Source organism: Natrinema caseinilyticum (genome assembly GCF_024227435.1).
In the GTDB taxonomy this organism is placed as follows: domain Archaea; phylum Halobacteriota; class Halobacteria; order Halobacteriales; family Natrialbaceae; genus Natrinema; species Natrinema caseinilyticum.
Map to the genome: position 1 here is coordinate 2847040 of NZ_CP100445.1, position 16251 is coordinate 2863290.

16 protein-coding genes are annotated in these 16251 nt (G+C 64.0%); 6 read left to right on the forward strand and 10 right to left on the reverse strand.

The window, feature by feature from the left end:
* Positions 1–34 precede the first annotated feature (34 nt).
* Entirely contained in the window at positions 35–1018 is a 984-nt protein-coding gene (locus tag NJT13_RS13865) for an NAD-dependent epimerase/dehydratase family protein (protein ID WP_254522237.1), read from the reverse strand.
* Positions 1019–1453: 435 nt separating this feature from the next.
* Complete coding sequence (locus tag NJT13_RS13870) at positions 1454–2104, reverse strand: hypothetical protein (protein ID WP_254522238.1); 651 nt, start codon at positions 2102–2104, stop codon at positions 1454–1456.
* Between the two features lie 406 nt (positions 2105–2510).
* On the opposite strand from NJT13_RS13870, the gene NJT13_RS13875 reads away from it, so the two are divergent.
* A complete protein-coding gene (locus tag NJT13_RS13875) occupies positions 2511–3113 on the forward strand; it encodes a hypothetical protein (RefSeq protein ID WP_254522239.1) in 603 nt (200 codons plus the stop codon).
* The gene (locus NJT13_RS13880; RefSeq protein WP_254522240.1) at positions 3110–3772 is read left to right on the forward strand and encodes a DUF2238 domain-containing protein; all 663 of its coding nucleotides are present in this window, start codon (positions 3110–3112) and stop codon (positions 3770–3772) included. Before NJT13_RS13875 ends, NJT13_RS13880 begins: the two co-directional genes overlap by 4 nt.
* A 458-nt stretch (positions 3773–4230) precedes the next feature.
* On the opposite strand, the gene NJT13_RS13885 is transcribed toward NJT13_RS13880, so the two are convergent.
* Positions 4231–4470: a helix-turn-helix domain-containing protein gene (locus tag NJT13_RS13885; RefSeq protein WP_254525460.1), complete on the reverse strand. Its 240-nt coding sequence runs from the start codon at positions 4468–4470 to the stop codon at positions 4231–4233.
* Between the two features lie 250 nt (positions 4471–4720).
* On the opposite strand from NJT13_RS13885, the gene NJT13_RS13890 reads away from it, so the two are divergent.
* Positions 4721–5119 (forward strand): hypothetical protein, encoded by a 399-nt coding sequence (locus tag NJT13_RS13890; protein WP_254522241.1) that lies wholly within the window; start codon positions 4721–4723, stop codon positions 5117–5119.
* A gap of 230 nt (positions 5120–5349) precedes the next feature.
* Here the strand turns inward: NJT13_RS13890 and NJT13_RS13895 are convergent, their stop codons facing one another.
* The 5 genes from NJT13_RS13895 to NJT13_RS13915 form a co-directional block, all read right to left on the reverse strand.
* Positions 5350–5706 (reverse strand): hypothetical protein, encoded by a 357-nt coding sequence (locus tag NJT13_RS13895; protein WP_254522242.1) that lies wholly within the window; start codon positions 5704–5706, stop codon positions 5350–5352.
* A gap of 270 nt (positions 5707–5976) precedes the next feature.
* The gene (locus NJT13_RS13900; RefSeq protein ID WP_254522243.1) at positions 5977–7617 is read right to left on the reverse strand and encodes a preprotein translocase subunit SecD; all 1641 of its coding nucleotides are present in this window, start codon (positions 7615–7617) and stop codon (positions 5977–5979) included.
* On the reverse strand, positions 7614–8486 hold the full coding sequence (secF, locus tag NJT13_RS13905; RefSeq protein WP_254522244.1) for a protein translocase subunit SecF: 873 nt from the start codon (positions 8484–8486) through the stop codon (positions 7614–7616). Before secF ends, NJT13_RS13900 begins: the two co-directional genes overlap by 4 nt.
* Before the next feature lie 147 nt (positions 8487–8633).
* Complete coding sequence (locus tag NJT13_RS13910) at positions 8634–9107, reverse strand: DUF5812 family protein (RefSeq protein ID WP_254522245.1); 474 nt, start codon at positions 9105–9107, stop codon at positions 8634–8636.
* Positions 9108–9180: 73 nt separating this feature from the next.
* Complete coding sequence (locus NJT13_RS13915; RefSeq protein WP_254522246.1) at positions 9181–10380, reverse strand: PQQ-binding-like beta-propeller repeat protein; 1200 nt, start codon at positions 10378–10380, stop codon at positions 9181–9183.
* A 196-nt stretch (positions 10381–10576) separates the two neighbouring features.
* Between NJT13_RS13915 and NJT13_RS13920 the strand changes: the two genes are divergently transcribed.
* Together NJT13_RS13920 and NJT13_RS13925 are read left to right on the forward strand one after the other, a co-directional pair.
* Positions 10577–11872, forward strand: a complete 1296-nt coding sequence (locus tag NJT13_RS13920; protein ID WP_254522247.1) for a glucose-6-phosphate isomerase — start codon at positions 10577–10579, stop codon at positions 11870–11872.
* 226 nt (positions 11873–12098) lie between these two features.
* On the forward strand, positions 12099–13232 hold the full coding sequence (locus NJT13_RS13925; protein WP_254522248.1) for a CPBP family intramembrane glutamic endopeptidase: 1134 nt from the start codon (positions 12099–12101) through the stop codon (positions 13230–13232).
* Between the two features lie 21 nt (positions 13233–13253).
* Here the strand turns inward: NJT13_RS13925 and NJT13_RS13930 are convergent, their stop codons facing one another.
* Together NJT13_RS13930 and NJT13_RS13935 are read right to left on the reverse strand one after the other, a co-directional pair.
* Positions 13254–13712: an NOB1 family endonuclease gene (locus NJT13_RS13930; RefSeq protein ID WP_254522249.1), complete on the reverse strand. Its 459-nt coding sequence runs from the start codon at positions 13710–13712 to the stop codon at positions 13254–13256.
* Positions 13713–13716: 4 nt separating this feature from the next.
* Positions 13717–13962 (reverse strand): PRC-barrel domain-containing protein, encoded by a 246-nt coding sequence (locus NJT13_RS13935; RefSeq protein WP_254522250.1) that lies wholly within the window; start codon positions 13960–13962, stop codon positions 13717–13719.
* Between the two features lie 270 nt (positions 13963–14232).
* Between NJT13_RS13935 and infB the strand changes: the two genes are divergently transcribed.
* The gene (infB, locus tag NJT13_RS13940) at positions 14233–16032 is read left to right on the forward strand and encodes a translation initiation factor IF-2 (protein WP_254522251.1); all 1800 of its coding nucleotides are present in this window, start codon (positions 14233–14235) and stop codon (positions 16030–16032) included.
* Positions 16033–16251: the final 219 nt, after the last annotated feature.

Here is a 16251-nt window from a genome sequence, read left to right on the forward strand (position 1 = left end):
TTGAATCCTCCAGCGGTGGGCCGATGCCGCCGTTTCAGGACTGACTGACGAGGGGCTCGTACCACTCGCGGTTCCGCCGATACCAGTCGACGAACGACGAGACGCCCTCTCGAATCGACACCGACGGCTCGTAGTCGATCGACGCCCTGGCCTTCGAGACGTCAGCATGGGTATGGCGTGCGTCTGCCGTCGCCGGAGCGGTGTATTCGAGGGCGAACTCGCTGTCCGTCGCCTCGGCGATGTGTTCGGCCAGGTCGACGATCGTAATGTTGTCGCCCGAGCCGATGTTCAACACTTCGCCGTCGGCAGCATCCGTCTCGAGGAGTGCGAGGTTGGCGTCGACGACGTCGTCGATGTGGGTGAAATCGCGGCTCTGACATCCATCACCGTAGATCTCCATCGGCTCGCCCTCGAGACATCGGGCGGTGAAATTCGTGATCGCCATGTTGGGTCTCATCCGCGGGCCGTACACGGTGAAGTACCGCAAACTCACCGTCGGAACGTCGTAGATATCGTGCCAGACGCGGCAGTAGTGTTCCCCCATCAGCTTCGTGACGGCGTACGGACTCCGGGGTCGGAGCCGGTCGTCTTCCTCGTAGGGAAGGCTGGCAGCGTCGCCGTAGACGGAAGACGATGACGCGTTGACGAGTCGGTCGACACCGTGGTCGGCCGCAGCCTGCAACACCGTTATTAGGCCGGTCGTATTGATCCGGTGGGGCTTTCGAGGGTTTTCGACGCTCTTGCGGACGCCGGCCTGTGCGGCCTTGTGATAGATCACGTCTACGTCGTGACCCGCGATGGTTTCGCGGACCGTTCGTTCGTCGGTGATCGACCCCTCGACGAAGGTAAAGTGTTCACCACCCGCGTCGGAACACCGCTGCAGGTTCCGTCGCTTGATCGCCGGATCGTAGTACGAATCGAGGGCGTCCAGCGTGACGACGTGGTGTCCCTGCTCGAGTAGCTGTTCGGCGATGTGCGAGCCGACGAACCCCGCACCGCCGGTGACGAGTACCTTCATCGTCGATCAGCCTCTGAGTCGACGCTGTGGCCGAGTCCCTGTCTATCGGTCGGCTGCGGTGACTTCAGCTCTCGCCAGGTCGGCGAGACGAGTCTCGTACCCGCTGCCGAGCTGTCGTGGTCTTCCCAGTGTCCGTTACCGTCCATGCCCTGCTCTCCACCGAAGAGGCATATGACGCTTCCATCCGTCGGACGGATGGAATTACACAGAGACAAGGCGAAAGCCCACGACGTCAGTCGTGGGTGGATGTCAAACGAACCGGAGGAGAAAGCCGCAGGAGGATGTTGAGACCGTCCTGTCGGACGCAGTGCTGCGTGCGCTGTGATTCACTCGACTGTGGTTCACTCGAGTGCGACCGACGATTCCAGGAGCGTGAGCGGTGAATAGGGCTGGTTCGTGTACTCGTCGCCGTTCAGGTACGCTCGATAACACGTTCTAACGGCCGATTCGTCCAGGTAGGGGACGGCTGAATGTCGTCGTCGTGTCGCTCGATTTTCCGTCGGACGACCGGATGGCTTCTGACGAGTTCTGCGTGCGTCGGCCAGGGGCCATCGCCACCGAGGGTGTCGGTCGTCTCGTCCACACCCTCGACGACTCGGAGCCGATCGCCGGGTGCGTGCCGTGTGACTGTAACAGACTGGAAAAGACGAGCGCTCCGTCTTCGGTGTGAGTGTAATAGATCGGCCGTGCACCCAGCCGATCGGTGAATACGGAGACCGTGTCCGCGTCGCGGTCGTAGACCACACCCGCAAATTCGCTGTTCAGTCCGGCAACGAACGGGAGCCGTACCGCTGATAGAGGCGGGCGCAGTACTCCCCGTCGGATACCGCCGCGGGACGGGGAGCGTACGTCCCCCCGTTCGTGGCCCAGTACCTCTCCCCAACACCAGAGTGAGGCGTCACCGCTGGCTACCGGTTGGTCCTCGAAGTCGATCGCGTGGTCGACGTACCCGACGTGTACGCTCTCGTCGTGATACGTCGATGCCTCGTGGCTGTCGAGCCAGCATCCTGCGTCGACGAGGTCATCGAGCGGGCGTCCCGCTGCGCCGATAATCCCGCAGAGGCCGACCATGGCGATTTCTCTCATCGATCTGTTGTATAAACGGTGCGTGTCAGAAACCGTGATCGTACTCCGCCGTCGCACGGTCGGCGGCTGTGTCGAGACAGGCCAGTAGACGGGCGCGTCGTCGCAGAGAATCTTCGATCGGTTATGTCGGAGAAATCGCGGAGAGTGAGCCACCCAAGAACGACAGGTGCGTCTCGATATCGTCGTCAGAGACGCTGTCACCGGTGAACTGCTCCTCGTCGTCGTACGCAGCGCCACCAGCAGATCCGATCGAGTTTGTTCGCGACCGTGAGTGTCCGAATCGCCGACACTGAGGTTCTTTTTCGCTCGTCGTCGGTGAGAGGTCTATGACCGATACGCATTCGAAGGTACCGAATCCGGGGACCCGCAGTGGCCGTCGACCGTCGATTCACCACCGGATATCACGATGAGCCGAGAGTACGACGAAGAGTGGTTCGTCGTCGACAGCCGAACGAACGCCGTGATCACGTGGGCCGGTACCGGGATTCTCGCCAGCGCGGTAATTGCGTTTCTCTTCGCGGGCTTCGTTGGCGGGGTCGCGTTCGCGGCAGTCGCAACGGCGGTCGCGTCTGTCCCGCCACTGGTTGCACGTTCGTGGACCCACACGCTCCCCTGGCCGCTCCTCGGTATCGCGTCACTGCCGCTCGTACTCGTCCCGCTTCAGCCGACGTTCTTCGGCCAGTTCTTCGTCGGTGTCGGTATCGCAGCGCTCGCGATGCTCGTCGTCAACGCGCTCCAGCTCACGACGTCGCTTCGCATGACGCCCGCCTTCGCCGTGGTCTTCGTCTGTATCGTCACGCTCGCCGTCGCCGGATTCTGGGCGGTCGCCTCGGCGGTCAGCTCGGAATATCTCGGTGGCACGTTCGTCGAGACGAACGACGAACTCATGCTGATCTTCAGCGTCGCGCTCCTTGCCGGGCTCTTCTCGGGTCTCGCTTTCTGGCTGTACTTCCGGCAGCGGCGCCGAAACGCACCTCGATCACCACCACAACGGGTGAAATCGACGTGACGGTCCGCGAGCGACTGCGGCTCACCCCCGAGCGGGCCGCACTGCTGGTCCGCGTTCTGCAACTCGTCATGATCGCGATTCTCGTCGCCGGAGTCTGGTATGGAAGGCCGGGCGTGGTCGTCAACGGAGGAATCGCCTTGCTCGTCACGCAGCTTCCCGCACTCTTCGAACGCCGCTACGCGTTCACGATGAACGAGATGCTCGTCCTCTGGATCACGCTCTCCATGTTTCTCCACGCGTTCGGAACGCTCCCGCTGCCCGGTCTCGATTTCTTGACGCCGTACAAGGCCGTCTGGTGGTGGGATCACGTGACCCACACGTTCTCGTCCTCGCTCGTGGCCGCCGTCGGGTATGCCACCGCGCGAGCCCTGGACGTCCACACCGACGCCGTTACGTTCCCGCCGACGTTCATGTTCGCGTACCTCCTCCTGTTCATGATGGCGTTCGGCGTCGTCTGGGAGCTCCTCGAGTTCTACGTCGGCGTCGTCTCCCAGTTACTCGGGATCCCGGGAATCCTGACGCAGTACGGGCTCGAAGACACCATCCTCGACCTCGCGTACGACACGGTCGGCGCCCTCCTCGTCGCCACCATCGGAACCGCGTACCTCACCGACGTTTCGGATCAGTTAGCCGAGCGACTGAGTTCTCGGACTCCCTGACGTGACGGATTCCGCCTCGCGGCACCCTCGTCGGGACCCTGGACGCTGCTCGAGCGTGTCGGCTCCGACAGTAGACTGTGTCCCCGCCGCGCTCGAGTCTCGAGAAGCGCGGTACCCGAGCCATCCGCCGAAGATACTCGCGTCGACTTTCGAAAGATTAACGGCACACATATCTGTATCTAACGGCGGGGTGACGCCCTGCCCCTGGCGGAACAATAGGGCAGTCCGTAGCGGTCGGCGCCGAAGGTTACCGGCAGAAGGCGCACGACGACCCCGATGCGGCCGAGGACACGGCTGCCGTCGGGGCGCGTCCGAGCCGAAACCAGTCGCCGACAGGTACCGGCCGCCGGACTGTCACACAAGAAGCCCCCCGGGGCCACGCGGGACGCCGAGGCTCGGCGACAGGCACCGTGCTGAAGCCGCGTCGAAGAACTCTCGCGGATCCGTTTCGTCCGACGTTACTCCGTTTTCGGCTCGAGTGCGCCGGCGTCGAGTTCTTCGTTGAGAAACGCTCGCCCATCGTCAGTGAGCCGGTAGAGCCCCTGCGCGATCCGATCGACCAGTCCGTACTCCGTCAGTTTCGAAAGTCGTACGCTGGCGTGACTCCGGGAACAGACGCCGAAGTTCTTGACCGCCTGCGGTGTCAAATTTCCCTCATCTCGCATCGTTTCCAGGATGTGCTCGTCGACCGGACGCATCCAGTCGGCCCGTTGTCGTGCCACATCTACGGTGGGTGGGTTCGTAACCATAGTTTTACCGATATGTATGAAATTGATAATAAAACGTCTGAATCTAATATGGAAACGTTGTATTTCGATTGCGAATCGTTAGAAAAATATATGCGCACGGAGGGAAACCTCTCGAGTGGGGCCGACTCCATCGGACCGTCGTGGTCCGACGTGCCACCTGCACGCCGGAGTCGGATCACCACCACAGGAGAGTCCGCTCATGCAACCCGAACGCTCCGAACCTAAAGACGTTCATTCGCCAACCGAGAGCCGTATCGCCGCCGGTCCCGGCGTCCGCGAGGGCGACGAAGTCGACCGGCCGTCACCGACCTCCCCTCGCCGCGACGAAGCGCTCACAGACGGCGGGCGCGACCCCGGATCAATCGAGTCCCGCCCCGAGGAAATCGACAAGCAGGCCGAAATCGTCCTCGAGTCCGTCGACGACCGGGGCCTCGAGGAGACTGCCAGACGCGCCGTCGAGAGCTACCTCGGGACGATTCGGTTCGAAATCGCGGCCGTGGACCACCTCCTCGAGTACGGCGCGCCGTCCGACGGTGCAACCGCGTCGGCTGATCGTGAGGGCGACGGCTCGTCGGTCTCGATATCGGATGGCGGGTAGTCGGCACGCCCGGCACCCACTGCGGGGACTGTCACTCGCTTTGATACCGGTCGACTGACACCCTCTCACTTTTCGAGGCTCTGAACCCCGTGTTGCGCTGTTTCAAAATGGCTGATTGTCGCGAAAGCGGTCGTGCGGCGGTGCAGTTCGATTTCCGAACCACAACCACCGTGACCGACAGCGACCCGGGAGCATCCGGGGTTCGCCCGCTCGGTCACCGTGGACCGCCGCTAGTGGTTATCCACCAGCTCCGATTTTTTGATCCAGCACTCGTCGCTATCCGGTCCGGTACAATCCTCGAGTCGAATCCAGTCGGTTTGCCAGAACGGCCACGTTCCGGTCGTACACTCGTCGATCGGCGTGACGCAGGTCCAGTTCGCCAGACTCCACCCGGTGTCGTTACCACCGCAGCCGTCGTAGATCGTGGCGGCGTATCCACACCGCTCGTCCGAATCGCAGCCGCCACAGTTCGAGTGGGTGGCTTGCACGGACGACGTCGCGGCGGTCAGTCCGCTCCCGGCCACGATCGCGCTCCCGGACGACTTCAGCACGTTCCGCCTCTTAATTCGATCGCTATCGGACATCATCAACAGTTATAATACACGAAAATATGAATGTGTCCCCTCCTTTCATTTCGTGAATGGAGTCGCAAACCGTCTCGGACTCTTCGGGACAGACGTCCGGCCGATCCGTCGATTCCGCCGCTGAGAATAGTCAGCACCGGCGGCGCAACCCAGGCGATGGACCGAAACCCGCGACCGTTTCGACAGTTGGCCGATAGCCGCGGCGACAGCGATCCGCATCGGCGGTCGCACGAGGGGGACTCGAAGAGAACGGTGGCCGAACGAGAAACGGCGTTACTGGTCGGTCATGAGGCGCCGCAGGATGTCGCCGTAGGCGGGCCGGGTGATGATGACCCCGATGAACACGCCGAGGATGGTGATGATGGCGAACCCGCGGAGGTCCCCGAGACTCAACACGGCCAGCGGCGAGAGGGCGACGACCGTCGTCGCGGCGGCCCCGCCGATGACCCAGAACGCTTTGCGGAACCGCGACTGGAATACTCGAGCGGAGCTGACGTCGCCTTCGTCCATCACCTCGTCGGCGATGATCACGAGGTCGTCCACGCCGGTCCCGACGACCGCGATGAACCCGGCGACGTGGGACAGATCCAGTGGCATGCGTATCAGCGCGGCGAACCCGAGCAGGATCACCACCTCCGACATCGCCGTGACGATCATCGGCAGGGCGACGCGGGTGTCGGTGTAGCGGGCGTAGACGACGCCGCTGACGGTGACGACGGAGAGCAGGCCGATCAACAGCGAGTACTGCTTGAACTGCTCGGCGTGGGACGGCTCGATCGAGTAGACCTGGCTCCCCTCGAAGTCGAGCGGTGCGCGCAGGCTGCCGGCCCGGAGGTTGACCGAGAGCGACTGGGCGTCCTGCTGGTTCTGGGCTCCCATCAGGAAGGTTGGATTGTCGGCCCAACTGCCGCTGTCCATCGAACTGGCCAGACCATCCGACATGCTGTGAGCGTCGACGACCTCTCCGTCGACGACGGTCAGGAGACAGTACTGTTCACCCTCGTGGTCGAAGCTGATTTCATCACTATCACCGCGGAGGTTACACATTCGGATCCCCTCGCTGGTGAAGCCCAGATCGTTCAGCTGCTGTTGGAACTCGGGGGCGGCTTCGTCTTTGACCTGGACGGGGACCTCGTATCCCGATATCGGTTGCCCGTTCGGTCCCGTTGCCTGTTCTGGCGGATCGACGTTCGCGATGTCCTCTCCTGTCAGTACCGTCTCGTTAGTCTGGTTGGTCTGGTTGCCGCTCTCGTTCGGGTAGTAGGCGACGACCTCGACGACCCCGCGTTCGGAGAGCAGGGTTCGAAGCTCGTCGGACCCCATGTTCGGCACTTCGACGACGATGTAGTGTTCGTCGTCGAGCGTCGACGCCTCGTAGACCGTGCCGCCGGAGAGTCCCGCCGCGTTGATCTTCGTCTGTATCGTCTCGATCATCTGCCCGCGGGTCTGCTCGGTGACGCCGTCTCGAATGTCGTCCTCGGTGGCGTCGACGTTCGCCGCCTGCAACGCGGCCGCGAACTCCGCTTCGGTCACGTTCCCGGTGAACACCTCCGCGGTGACCGTCCCGTCGTCGTGGACGTCGACGCTGGCGTCCGCCTGATCGACGCCGAGTTCCTGATACAGCGTCGACTCGATCGATTCGAGTCGGTCCTCGTCGACATCGCCGGTGTCGCTGACCGCGTCCGGCGCGATGTCTTCGGCCGTCATCCCGGTGACCGGGACTCTGATTCTCGTCCCGCCGTCCAGGCTGAGGCCGAACTCGAGGTTGGTGGGGCCGCTCTCGACGGCGTCTTCGGCGAGGCCGTCGTCGGCGACGATGCCGCCGGGGACGAACAGCGCCACGACGGCGAAGCCGATGAACAGGACGAGCAGGAGGACCCGCCAGTTGGATTTGATCGTGCCGATCGGGCTCATGAGCGGATCCCCTCGAACTTGTACCAGCGGAGTAAGCTCAGATTCAGCATGTAGGTGTTCATCAGGTCGGCCGCGAGGCCGACGAAGAGGATGGTCCCGATCGCCGACAGCAGGTCGATGCCGAACAGGGTCGCCGCGATGGCCATCACGAGCATCGCGGTCATCGACGTCACGGTCATCGTGACGCCGGTGCGCATCGCGCGGTACGTGCTCTCGTAGAAGTCACCGCTGCGGCGCAGGATGTGGTTGTTCAGCAGGATGTCGGAGTCGACCGAGTACCCGATCAACATCAGGAGGCCGGCGACCGTCCCGAGCGAGAGCGGAATGCCGGCGAGCGACATGAACGCGAGCGGGATCACGAGGTCCGAAAACGCCGAGATGATGATCGCGATCGAGGGGACGAACGTCCGAAAGAGCAGAAACGCGACGGCGCTCATGCCGACGAACGCGACGACGAGCCCCAGCAGGGCCGTCTGCTGGCTTTGCTCGCCGAAACTCGCCGACGTCGAGGAGACCGACTGGACGATTTCGCTGTTGCCGTCTCCCGCGAGATTCTCCTCGGCCTGTTCGGAAAGCGCCTGGGAGTCGGTCTCCGAGAACCGGACGATGTATTCGTTGTCTCCGGCGCCCGTCACCGATTCGGGTTGCGCGTCGAACGCCGCGGGAATCTGTCCTTCCGGCGTCGTCGTCTGAACGGTCAACTCCGTCCCGCCGGCGAAGTCCATCCCGAGCGGGACCGGGGTTCCATACATCAGAAACGACCCGCTCAAGACGAGCAGTGCCACCGCGAGAACCGCGAGCGGAACCGCCGCGAGTTGGCGGTTACTGTACCGGGGATAATCGATCTCCGGTACGTCGAAATACGCCATATATCCGCCACCAGGACGCCCCCCGAAGTAAGTTTTCTCAATTCCGACAGCATTCGCGTCGGGCGTGCGACGACACGGTAGTGAACGCCGTGGACGGATACCGGTCGTGACAGTCGTGACTGGGGTCCGCTCGTGTCGCCCGCGATATCAGTCCGGCAGATACCGAACGCTCACCACGCCGTCGTCCGCCGAGCGACGGACTTCCACGCGAACGGCCTCGAGTCGGGCCGCTCGGGCGATCGTCTCCTCGTCTTCGAGGACGTCCCGAGCCGCGGATTCGACGTCCGATTCGGGGACGCGGAAAACGTGGATCTCGCCGGTTCCGGCCCGTTCTTCCCGGACGAGGTCGCCGATCTCGGCCTCGCTCGCGAGGTCGGCGGCGTGACGGGTCGGCTCGAGGTCGCTGTCGACGAGATCGATCGAACGCCGGTCCGCGACGTCGATCACCTCCCAGGCGACCTCCAGGGGCGGGTCGGGCGCGACGGTGGCCTCGAGAACGTCGCGGACCTCGAGGCCGGGGTTCGACGCGAGGGTGTGGACCTGTGCGGTGTCGACGTCGCGGACGACCGCCGACTCGCTCTCGGCGTGCGTGACGACGAACGTGCCCGTCTTTTCGCTCATGGTCGGCCGTAGTGGGCGTATCGGCTTTGGGGTTTCGTCTCGCGGAGACCGTCCCGATCGCCGGGTCCGGCGGCTACGAGAGGCGCTGCAGTTCGAAGGCGCTCCCCTCGTCCTTGTGCACGACCACGAAGAGGCTCCCGTGAGCGGCGCTGACGAACGAGACGCGGCCGTCGACGGCGTGTTCGAAGCGGGTCTCGCCGAATCGGTACTGCCGAACGCCGGTTCCGCCGCCGATGGCGATCGCGCGCAGCCGATCGCCGCCGATGTAGACGGTATCTCCGACGAGGATCGGCGGATTTCGGTGGTCGCTCCCGATATTCACCCGCCACTCGTGATCACCGTTGTCCGCGTTGATCGCGTAGAGCGTCGATCCAGACCGGATGAAAACCATCCCGTGACCGATGGCGATCGGCCCGTCGGCGAACGGACCGGCGCTGGCGCGCCATTCGCGATTCCCGTTCGTGTCGAAACAGTAGACGTGGCCGTCCAGGCAACCGACGACGATTCTCCTGCCGCCCCGGCGGTCGTCCGATCCGAGCAGCGTCGGCGTCGTCGTGATCTCCTTCGGAAGTTGTCGCCGCCAGCGAACTCGGCCATCGCTATCGAGTGCGTACAGCTCTCCACCCTGCGTTGGAACGATCAGGTTGATTGACGGCGCATAGTTGAACGCAAGCGAGCCGCCGACGATGCCGAACAGGCGCCGTTCCCAGACGGCGTCACCGGATTCGGCATCGAACGCCCGAACGTACTCGCCCGCCGCGGCGTAGACGGTTTCGGACCGTGCCCGGTACGTCGGCGAGTGATCGATGAACGGGTACTCGAACCCGAACTTCCAGCGCTGTGCTCCGCTCTTGAGGTCGATCGCCCGAAACGTCTCGTCGCCGGCCACGTACACCGTTCCGTCGGCGATCGTTGCCGTTCCACCGTAGGACACGCCCCTGTTCTCGGGATCGACCGACCACCGCCGCTCGAACGTTTCCGCGTCGAACGCGACGACGTCACGGCCGGTCGTGATCACGATCGCGCTGTCGGCGACTGCCGGCGCTGCGGTGACGGGGTGGGCCTCGAACTCGAACGTTTCGTCGACCGTGGCCTCCTCTCGTGGCGCGACTCCGTCGGGGATCGCCCGCGACCGCCGGTCGTCGGCACCACCCGTCGACCAGTCGTACTCGCGGGCCGACCCGGAATCGACGCCACGACCGCCGAGACAGCCGGCGACGGCTGCGAGACCGGTCGCGCCTACCCCGGCGAGTACCTCTCTTCTCGCTCTCATTACGATTTAAATTACCATCGGATATATTGTAAGTTCCGCAATCGATTTGAACTGATTCGACGAGTTCGAGTTGCAGTTCCTGATCTTACGCGTTATCGGACGACCGACATCCCCGGGGCTGGCTGGGACGGATCGATCCGCCGCCCGAGAAACGGATCACGGAACGACTTTAATCGCGGCGGTCGCCTGCTCGAATATGGACGTCGACATCGGTAACGCGCTCGCGTCCGTCGCGTCGCCGGGCGTCTCGAGGGACTCCCTCGAGCGACTGGACGAGCAGGTGGCGGTCGCCCACGAACGCATCGAACGCGGGATGGCGAACGGAGAACACGGGTACGAAGCGCTCAATCTGCCGGAACGGACCGACCCGGACGAAATTCGAACGGCGGTCGAGCCGGTCGCTGACGTCGAGACGCTGCTCACCGTCGGCATCGGCGGGAGTTCGCTCGGCGCGGCGACGATCACGAACGCGCTCGAGTCGGGGACGGAGGCGATCTATCTGGACAACGTCGACCCCGAGTGGGTCTCGCGACAGCTCGAACGCGTCTCCTTCGAGAACGCGGCGATCAACGTCGTGTCGCGATCGGGGACGACGGCGGAGACGCTAGCGAACTTTCTGGTCGTACGCGAGGCCTTCGAGTCGGCCGGCGTCGATTGGACCGAGCGGACCATCGTCACGACTGGCGAATCGGGACCGCTCCGCGACCTCGCGGACCGCCACGACTTGCCCTCCCTGACCGTTCCCGACGGCGTCCCGGGGCGCTTCTCGGCGCTCTCCGCCGTCGGCATGGTCGCCGCGGCGGTCTGCGGCCACGACCTCGAGGCGCTGCTCGCGGGGGCTGCCGCCGAGGCCGACACGCTGTCCGGGTCGCTGTTCGACTGTCCCGCCTACGCCTACGGCACGACGACCTACGCGCTCGACGGGCGCGGGGCCGGCGTGAACGCCGTGATGCCGTACGCGGAGTCGCTCGAGACGTCCGCGGAGTGGTTCGCCCAGCTGTGGGCCGAGAGCCTCGGGAAAGACGATCTCGGCCAGACGCCGGTGCGGGCGCTGGGGGTGACGGATCAGCACTCGCAGTTGCAGCTGTACCGGGCCGGCCCGCGGGACAAGCTCGTCACCTTCGTCACGCCGCGAGACGGTGGTGACCGGCCGATCCCCGACACCGGCGTCGAGGAGTTGGCTTATCTCGGCGATTCGACGCTGGGAACGCTCCTCGAGGCGGAGTTCGAAGCGACGGAGGCAAGCCTCGCGGCCGCCGGCCGGCCGAACGTCCGCGTAGAGATCGAGCAGGTCGACGAGTACGAACTCGGCGGCCTGCTCTACGGCATGGAAGCAGCGTGCGTCCTCGCGGGCGAACTGTACGGCGTCAATACCTTCGAGCAACCGGCCGTCGAGTGGGCGAAAAAGGCGACTCGCGGGTTACTCGGTGGCGGTGAGTTCGCGGAAGCGGAGGCCGTCGCCGAGAAGACGGAACTTCGAATCGAACGATAGTTCGCTCGCACAGCCGTCCCGGTGGCGGCGTCCGGCCGTGGTCAGATCGTCGTGATTGCGGCAGCCCGTGGACGATTGCCGTCGGCCCGCGACCCGATTGTGATGAACCGCGACCCGATTGTGATGGACTGCAACTCGAACTCGAGCGTGATGAACCGCAATCCGCTCGGACGGGACTGCTGTCCGGTTGCGGTGAGCCTATGAGTCCTCGCACGAACACACCCATATGACCGAGACTGCACAGGCCGACGACACCGGACCGATCGCCTCCGACGTCGTTCCCGGGATCGGGACCACTCTCGCGGGGATCACGATGATCGCGATGCTCGTTCCTGTCCGCCGCGGCGTCGGCGATCCCGTCGTCTGGGCGGGGGTCGCCTTCGCCGTCGCCGCCGTCCTCTCTTTTCTGGTTCGCCGTCACAGCGACGTCGAGCGCCGTATCGCCGCACCGATCGCCGCGGTCTCGAGCGGTGCCGTCGTCTTGCTCGCCGGCTACGCCCTGAACCAGGGCGTCACGGCACCCACCACCGTGCCGGCGATCTCGATATCGATACCGGTCGTTTTCATCGGCTTCCTCACGGCCGGACTGACCGCCAGCATCAGCGTCGCGGACTACTACGGGATCGGGATCGCCGGTCTCAAACGGCGGAGCCAGCTGACGCTCACCCTTTCGGTCGTCGGGCTCAGCGGTCTCCTCGTCCCGCAGCTCGTGATGTTCGTCCTCGCGATTCCGGTCTACCCGTTCCTCGAGACGCTTTCCGAGATCGAACGGCTCGTCGCGACCCAGCTCGTCAGCCAGATCGGCGTGGTCGTCGGAACGGCTCTCGTCGTCGTGGCGTTCCTTCGGACGACGGATCGCGATCTCTCGTTCATCGACCTTCGACGGCCGACGCTGCGTGAGGTCGCCTGGACCGTCGCCGGGCTGCTCGTCCTCTTCGGGACGCTCCAGGCCATTAGTATCCTCATGCAATCGACCGGCGTCGAGAGCGCGGAGCACGCGACGGCCCAGCGGGCCCAGGAGAGTCCCGAACTGCTGTTGATCCTGGTCCCGATCGCGATTCTCGTCATCGGCCCGTTCGAGGAACTGCTCTACCGAAACGTGATCCAGAAATCGCTGTACGGAACGTTTTCGCGGTTCGGCTCCGTGGCCGTTGCCAGCGTCATCTTCGCGGGTGTTCACGTGCTCGCGTACGCCACGGCCGGCCTGGGCGCGGTGATCGCCAGTCTCGGCACCGTCTTCGGGCTCTCGGTCGTTCTGGGGGGGATCTACGAACGCACCGATAACCTGCTCGTCCCGGCGCTGATCCACGGCCTGTACAACGCGGCCGTCTTCGCGAACCTCTATCTCATCTACCGGTGAGAACGACCCTGCGACGCCCCGTTACGACGGGTTCTTGCGCGCCAGTTCCGACCCACAGATCGGACAGCGGTCTTTCTGCTCGTCGAACTCGCGGCCACAGCCCTGACACTGGAACGACCAGTGACGCTGTTCGTCGATCCCCTCCCGCGCGATCACTTCGACGGCGACGTTCAACTTCTCCGCGACGTTTTGCATCGCGTAATCGTCCGTGACGAGGACGCCGTCGAGTTCGAAACTCGCCGCGATGAGGCGAACGTCGGTGTCGGAGAGGACCTCGAGGTCACCCGATTCGCGGGCCGCGCGCTGGACCTTTTCCGTCGTGTCCTCGTTCGGAATGTGAATGTGCATCCCGGAGCCCTCCATCGCGTCGTAGCGATAGGCGCTTTCGTCCTCGAGTTCGTCGCGAACGAGCGGAATGGTCGCGGTCTGTTCTGTCGTATGAAAGTCGTGGATAAAAGCCGAGGAGTCGAGAACGTACATACCGTTAGCGCTGGACGACGATGTAATCTTTCACCGCTTGGACGCGGTTGACGGGAACGAGAAAGCGGCCGGCGTCGTTGAGTTCGAAGTCGACGGCGCGACGCGAAATCGCTTCGTCGGGTTCGATGACGAGGTCGTGGAGCGCGCCCGATTTGAGGTCCATCGTGATGTTGTAGAGCAATCCGAGCTCGGTTCCGTCCGACCCCATGACGGACTTCCCCGAGAGGTTTTCAGCGAGTATATCGCTCATGCTACCCCGTACTTACTAATCGGTATTAAAAACCATGGAGTGCGTGCGAAACGGTGCCGAAATCCCGCTCTCATCGGTTCGAGAGGCCTCGTACCTCCCGAATGGGTGTCGAACCGAAGCGAATGCCGTTCGGGTCACGTTCCCCTCGTGGCCGTTTCGAGTCGGAGCGTTCGTCCCCGGCGGCGACTCCTGCGTCCGGAACGGGGATGACGATGGGTTTAACTACGGCGCTACGGACGATTTAGGTAAGACCTTCTCGGGTGGTTCATCATGTCGGACACGAACACGCGCGACCCTACATCCCTCAGAACGCCGATCGTCGCCGTCCTCGGACACGTCGATCACGGCAAGACAAGTCTCCTCGACAAAATCCGCGGGTCCGCGGTTATCGAGGGCGAAGCAGGCGCGATCACCCAGCATATCGGTGCGACTGCCGTCCCGCTGGACATCATCTCCTCGATCGCGGGCGACCTCGTCGATCCCGACGATTTCGACCTTCCCGGCCTCCTCTTCATCGACACGCCCGGTCACCACTCCTTTACCACGCTTCGGTCCCGCGGGGGTGCGTTAGCCGACATCGCGATCCTCGTGGTCGACGTCAACGACGGCTTCCAACCCCAGACGCTCGAGGCCCTCGACATCCTTCGGCGCTCGCAGACGCCGTTTATCGTCGCAGCCAACAAAATCGACACCGTTCCCGGCTGGAACGCGACGGAGGACGCCCCGATAACCGCCACCTACGAATCGCAGTCGGATCGCGTGCGCCAGCGCCTGGACGAGAGCCTCTACGAGATCATCGGCAACCTTTCGGACGAAGGCTTCTCCGCGGATCTGTACTGGCGGGTACAGAACTTCCAGCGCAACGTCGGCGTCGTCCCCGTGTCGGCGATGACCGGCGAGGGGGTCCCCGACCTCCTGACGGTCATGATGGGCCTCTCCCAGCGCTACATGAAAGAGGAGATGGAGATCGACGTCACCGGTCCCGGCGTGGGGACCGTCCTCGAGGTCAAAGAGGAGAAAGGCTTCGGGACGACGATCGATACGGTGCTGTACGACGGAACGATCAAGGCGGACGACACGATCGTCGTCGGGGGGATGAACGAGCCGATCGTGACCGACGTCCGTGCGTTGCTCCAGCCGCGTCCGCTCGCCGAAATTCGCACCGAAAGCCGCTTCGAGAAAGTCGACGAGGTTTCGGCCGCGGCCGGGATCAAGGTTGCCGCTCCCGAACTCGCAAATGCGATGGCCGGCGCACCGGTCCGAGTCGTCCGCGACCGCGACGTCGACGACGTCATCGACGAGGTCCAGGCCGAACTCGCGGATATCGCCGTCGATACCGCCGAGGAAGGCGTCGTCGTCAAAGCCGACACGCTGGGTAGTCTCGAGGCGATGGCCGACGCGCTCGGCGACGCGGAGGTCCCGATCGTCCGCGCCGAAGTCGGCGACGTCGCACCCCGGGACGTCTCGGTCGCCTCGACGGCCGACGATTCGAAACAGAAGGTCATTCTCGGATTCAACGTCGACGTCCTCGACGATGCGGACGACCGCGCGGACATCGAGGACGTGACGATATTCACCGACGAGGTGATCTACCAGTTGATCGACGAGTACGAGGACTACATCGAGGGGATCGAACAGGCCCAACAGGATACGATCCTCGAGAACATCACCCGGCCCGCTCGATTCCGCATCCTGCCGGACCACACCTTCCGCCAGAACGATCCCGCGGTCGTCGGGGTCGAGGTGAATTCGGGGACGATCAAGAACAACACGCCCGTCGTCAAATTCGAGGGGAACGAACCCGACCGAGTCGGCCAGATCAAGGGGATTCAAGAGCAGGGCGAAGACGTCGACGAGGCCCGCGCGGGCAACCGCGTGTCCGTCGCCATCGACGGCCCGACCGTCGGCCGCCAGATCGAGGAAGACGACGAACTCTGGGCCGAAATTCCCGAGAAACACGCGAAGATTCTCGAACAGGAACTCGCGAGCGAAATTCCGGGCGACGAACTCGAGGCGCTGAACATGTATCTCGACAACCAGCGCAGCCGTGATCCGTTCTGGGGGAAGTGACGGTCCGCTTGCGGTGTCCGCTGCGGACGAACCAACACGAACGAACACGGTGCGTCGTCGACTCGCGTCCACTGAGGCCGCGCACTCTTCTCGCTGAGCGGGGTTGCGCCTGACCCCGGGGACACACGCGAGTTCGTTCGAGTCCGCTTTATTCCGCGTCTACGTGGAGGTGGGCGTCCGTCGTAACCCACAACCCACGATCGACGACGCGTCCGTTCA

Bases quoted from the DNA above. Each gene is read 5' to 3' on its own strand.
- NJT13_RS13865 (WP_254522237.1), bottom strand. From the start codon at position 1,018: ATGAAGGTACTCGTCACCGGCGGTGCGGGGTTCGTCGGCTCGCACATC.
- NJT13_RS13870 (WP_254522238.1), bottom strand. From the start codon at position 2,104: ATGAGAGAAATCGCCATGGTCGGCCTCTGCGGGATTATCGGCGCAGCG.
- NJT13_RS13875 (WP_254522239.1), top strand. From the start codon at position 2,511: ATGAGCCGAGAGTACGACGAAGAGTGGTTCGTCGTCGACAGCCGAACG.
- NJT13_RS13885 (WP_254525460.1), bottom strand. From the start codon at position 4,470: ATGCGTCCGGTCGACGAGCACATCCTGGAAACGATGCGAGATGAGGGA.
- NJT13_RS13890 (WP_254522241.1), top strand. From the start codon at position 4,721: ATGCAACCCGAACGCTCCGAACCTAAAGACGTTCATTCGCCAACCGAG.
- NJT13_RS13895 (WP_254522242.1), bottom strand. From the start codon at position 5,706: ATGATGTCCGATAGCGATCGAATTAAGAGGCGGAACGTGCTGAAGTCG.
- NJT13_RS13900 (WP_254522243.1), bottom strand. From the start codon at position 7,617: ATGAGCCCGATCGGCACGATCAAATCCAACTGGCGGGTCCTCCTGCTC.
- secF (WP_254522244.1), bottom strand. From the start codon at position 8,486: ATGGCGTATTTCGACGTACCGGAGATCGATTATCCCCGGTACAGTAAC.
- NJT13_RS13910 (WP_254522245.1), bottom strand. From the start codon at position 9,107: ATGAGCGAAAAGACGGGCACGTTCGTCGTCACGCACGCCGAGAGCGAG.
- NJT13_RS13915 (WP_254522246.1), bottom strand. From the start codon at position 10,380: ATGAGAGCGAGAAGAGAGGTACTCGCCGGGGTAGGCGCGACCGGTCTC.
- NJT13_RS13920 (WP_254522247.1), top strand. From the start codon at position 10,577: ATGGACGTCGACATCGGTAACGCGCTCGCGTCCGTCGCGTCGCCGGGC.
- NJT13_RS13925 (WP_254522248.1), top strand. From the start codon at position 12,099: ATGACCGAGACTGCACAGGCCGACGACACCGGACCGATCGCCTCCGAC.
- NJT13_RS13930 (WP_254522249.1), bottom strand. From the start codon at position 13,712: ATGTACGTTCTCGACTCCTCGGCTTTTATCCACGACTTTCATACGACA.
- NJT13_RS13935 (WP_254522250.1), bottom strand. From the start codon at position 13,962: ATGAGCGATATACTCGCTGAAAACCTCTCGGGGAAGTCCGTCATGGGG.
- infB (WP_254522251.1), top strand. From the start codon at position 14,233: ATGTCGGACACGAACACGCGCGACCCTACATCCCTCAGAACGCCGATC.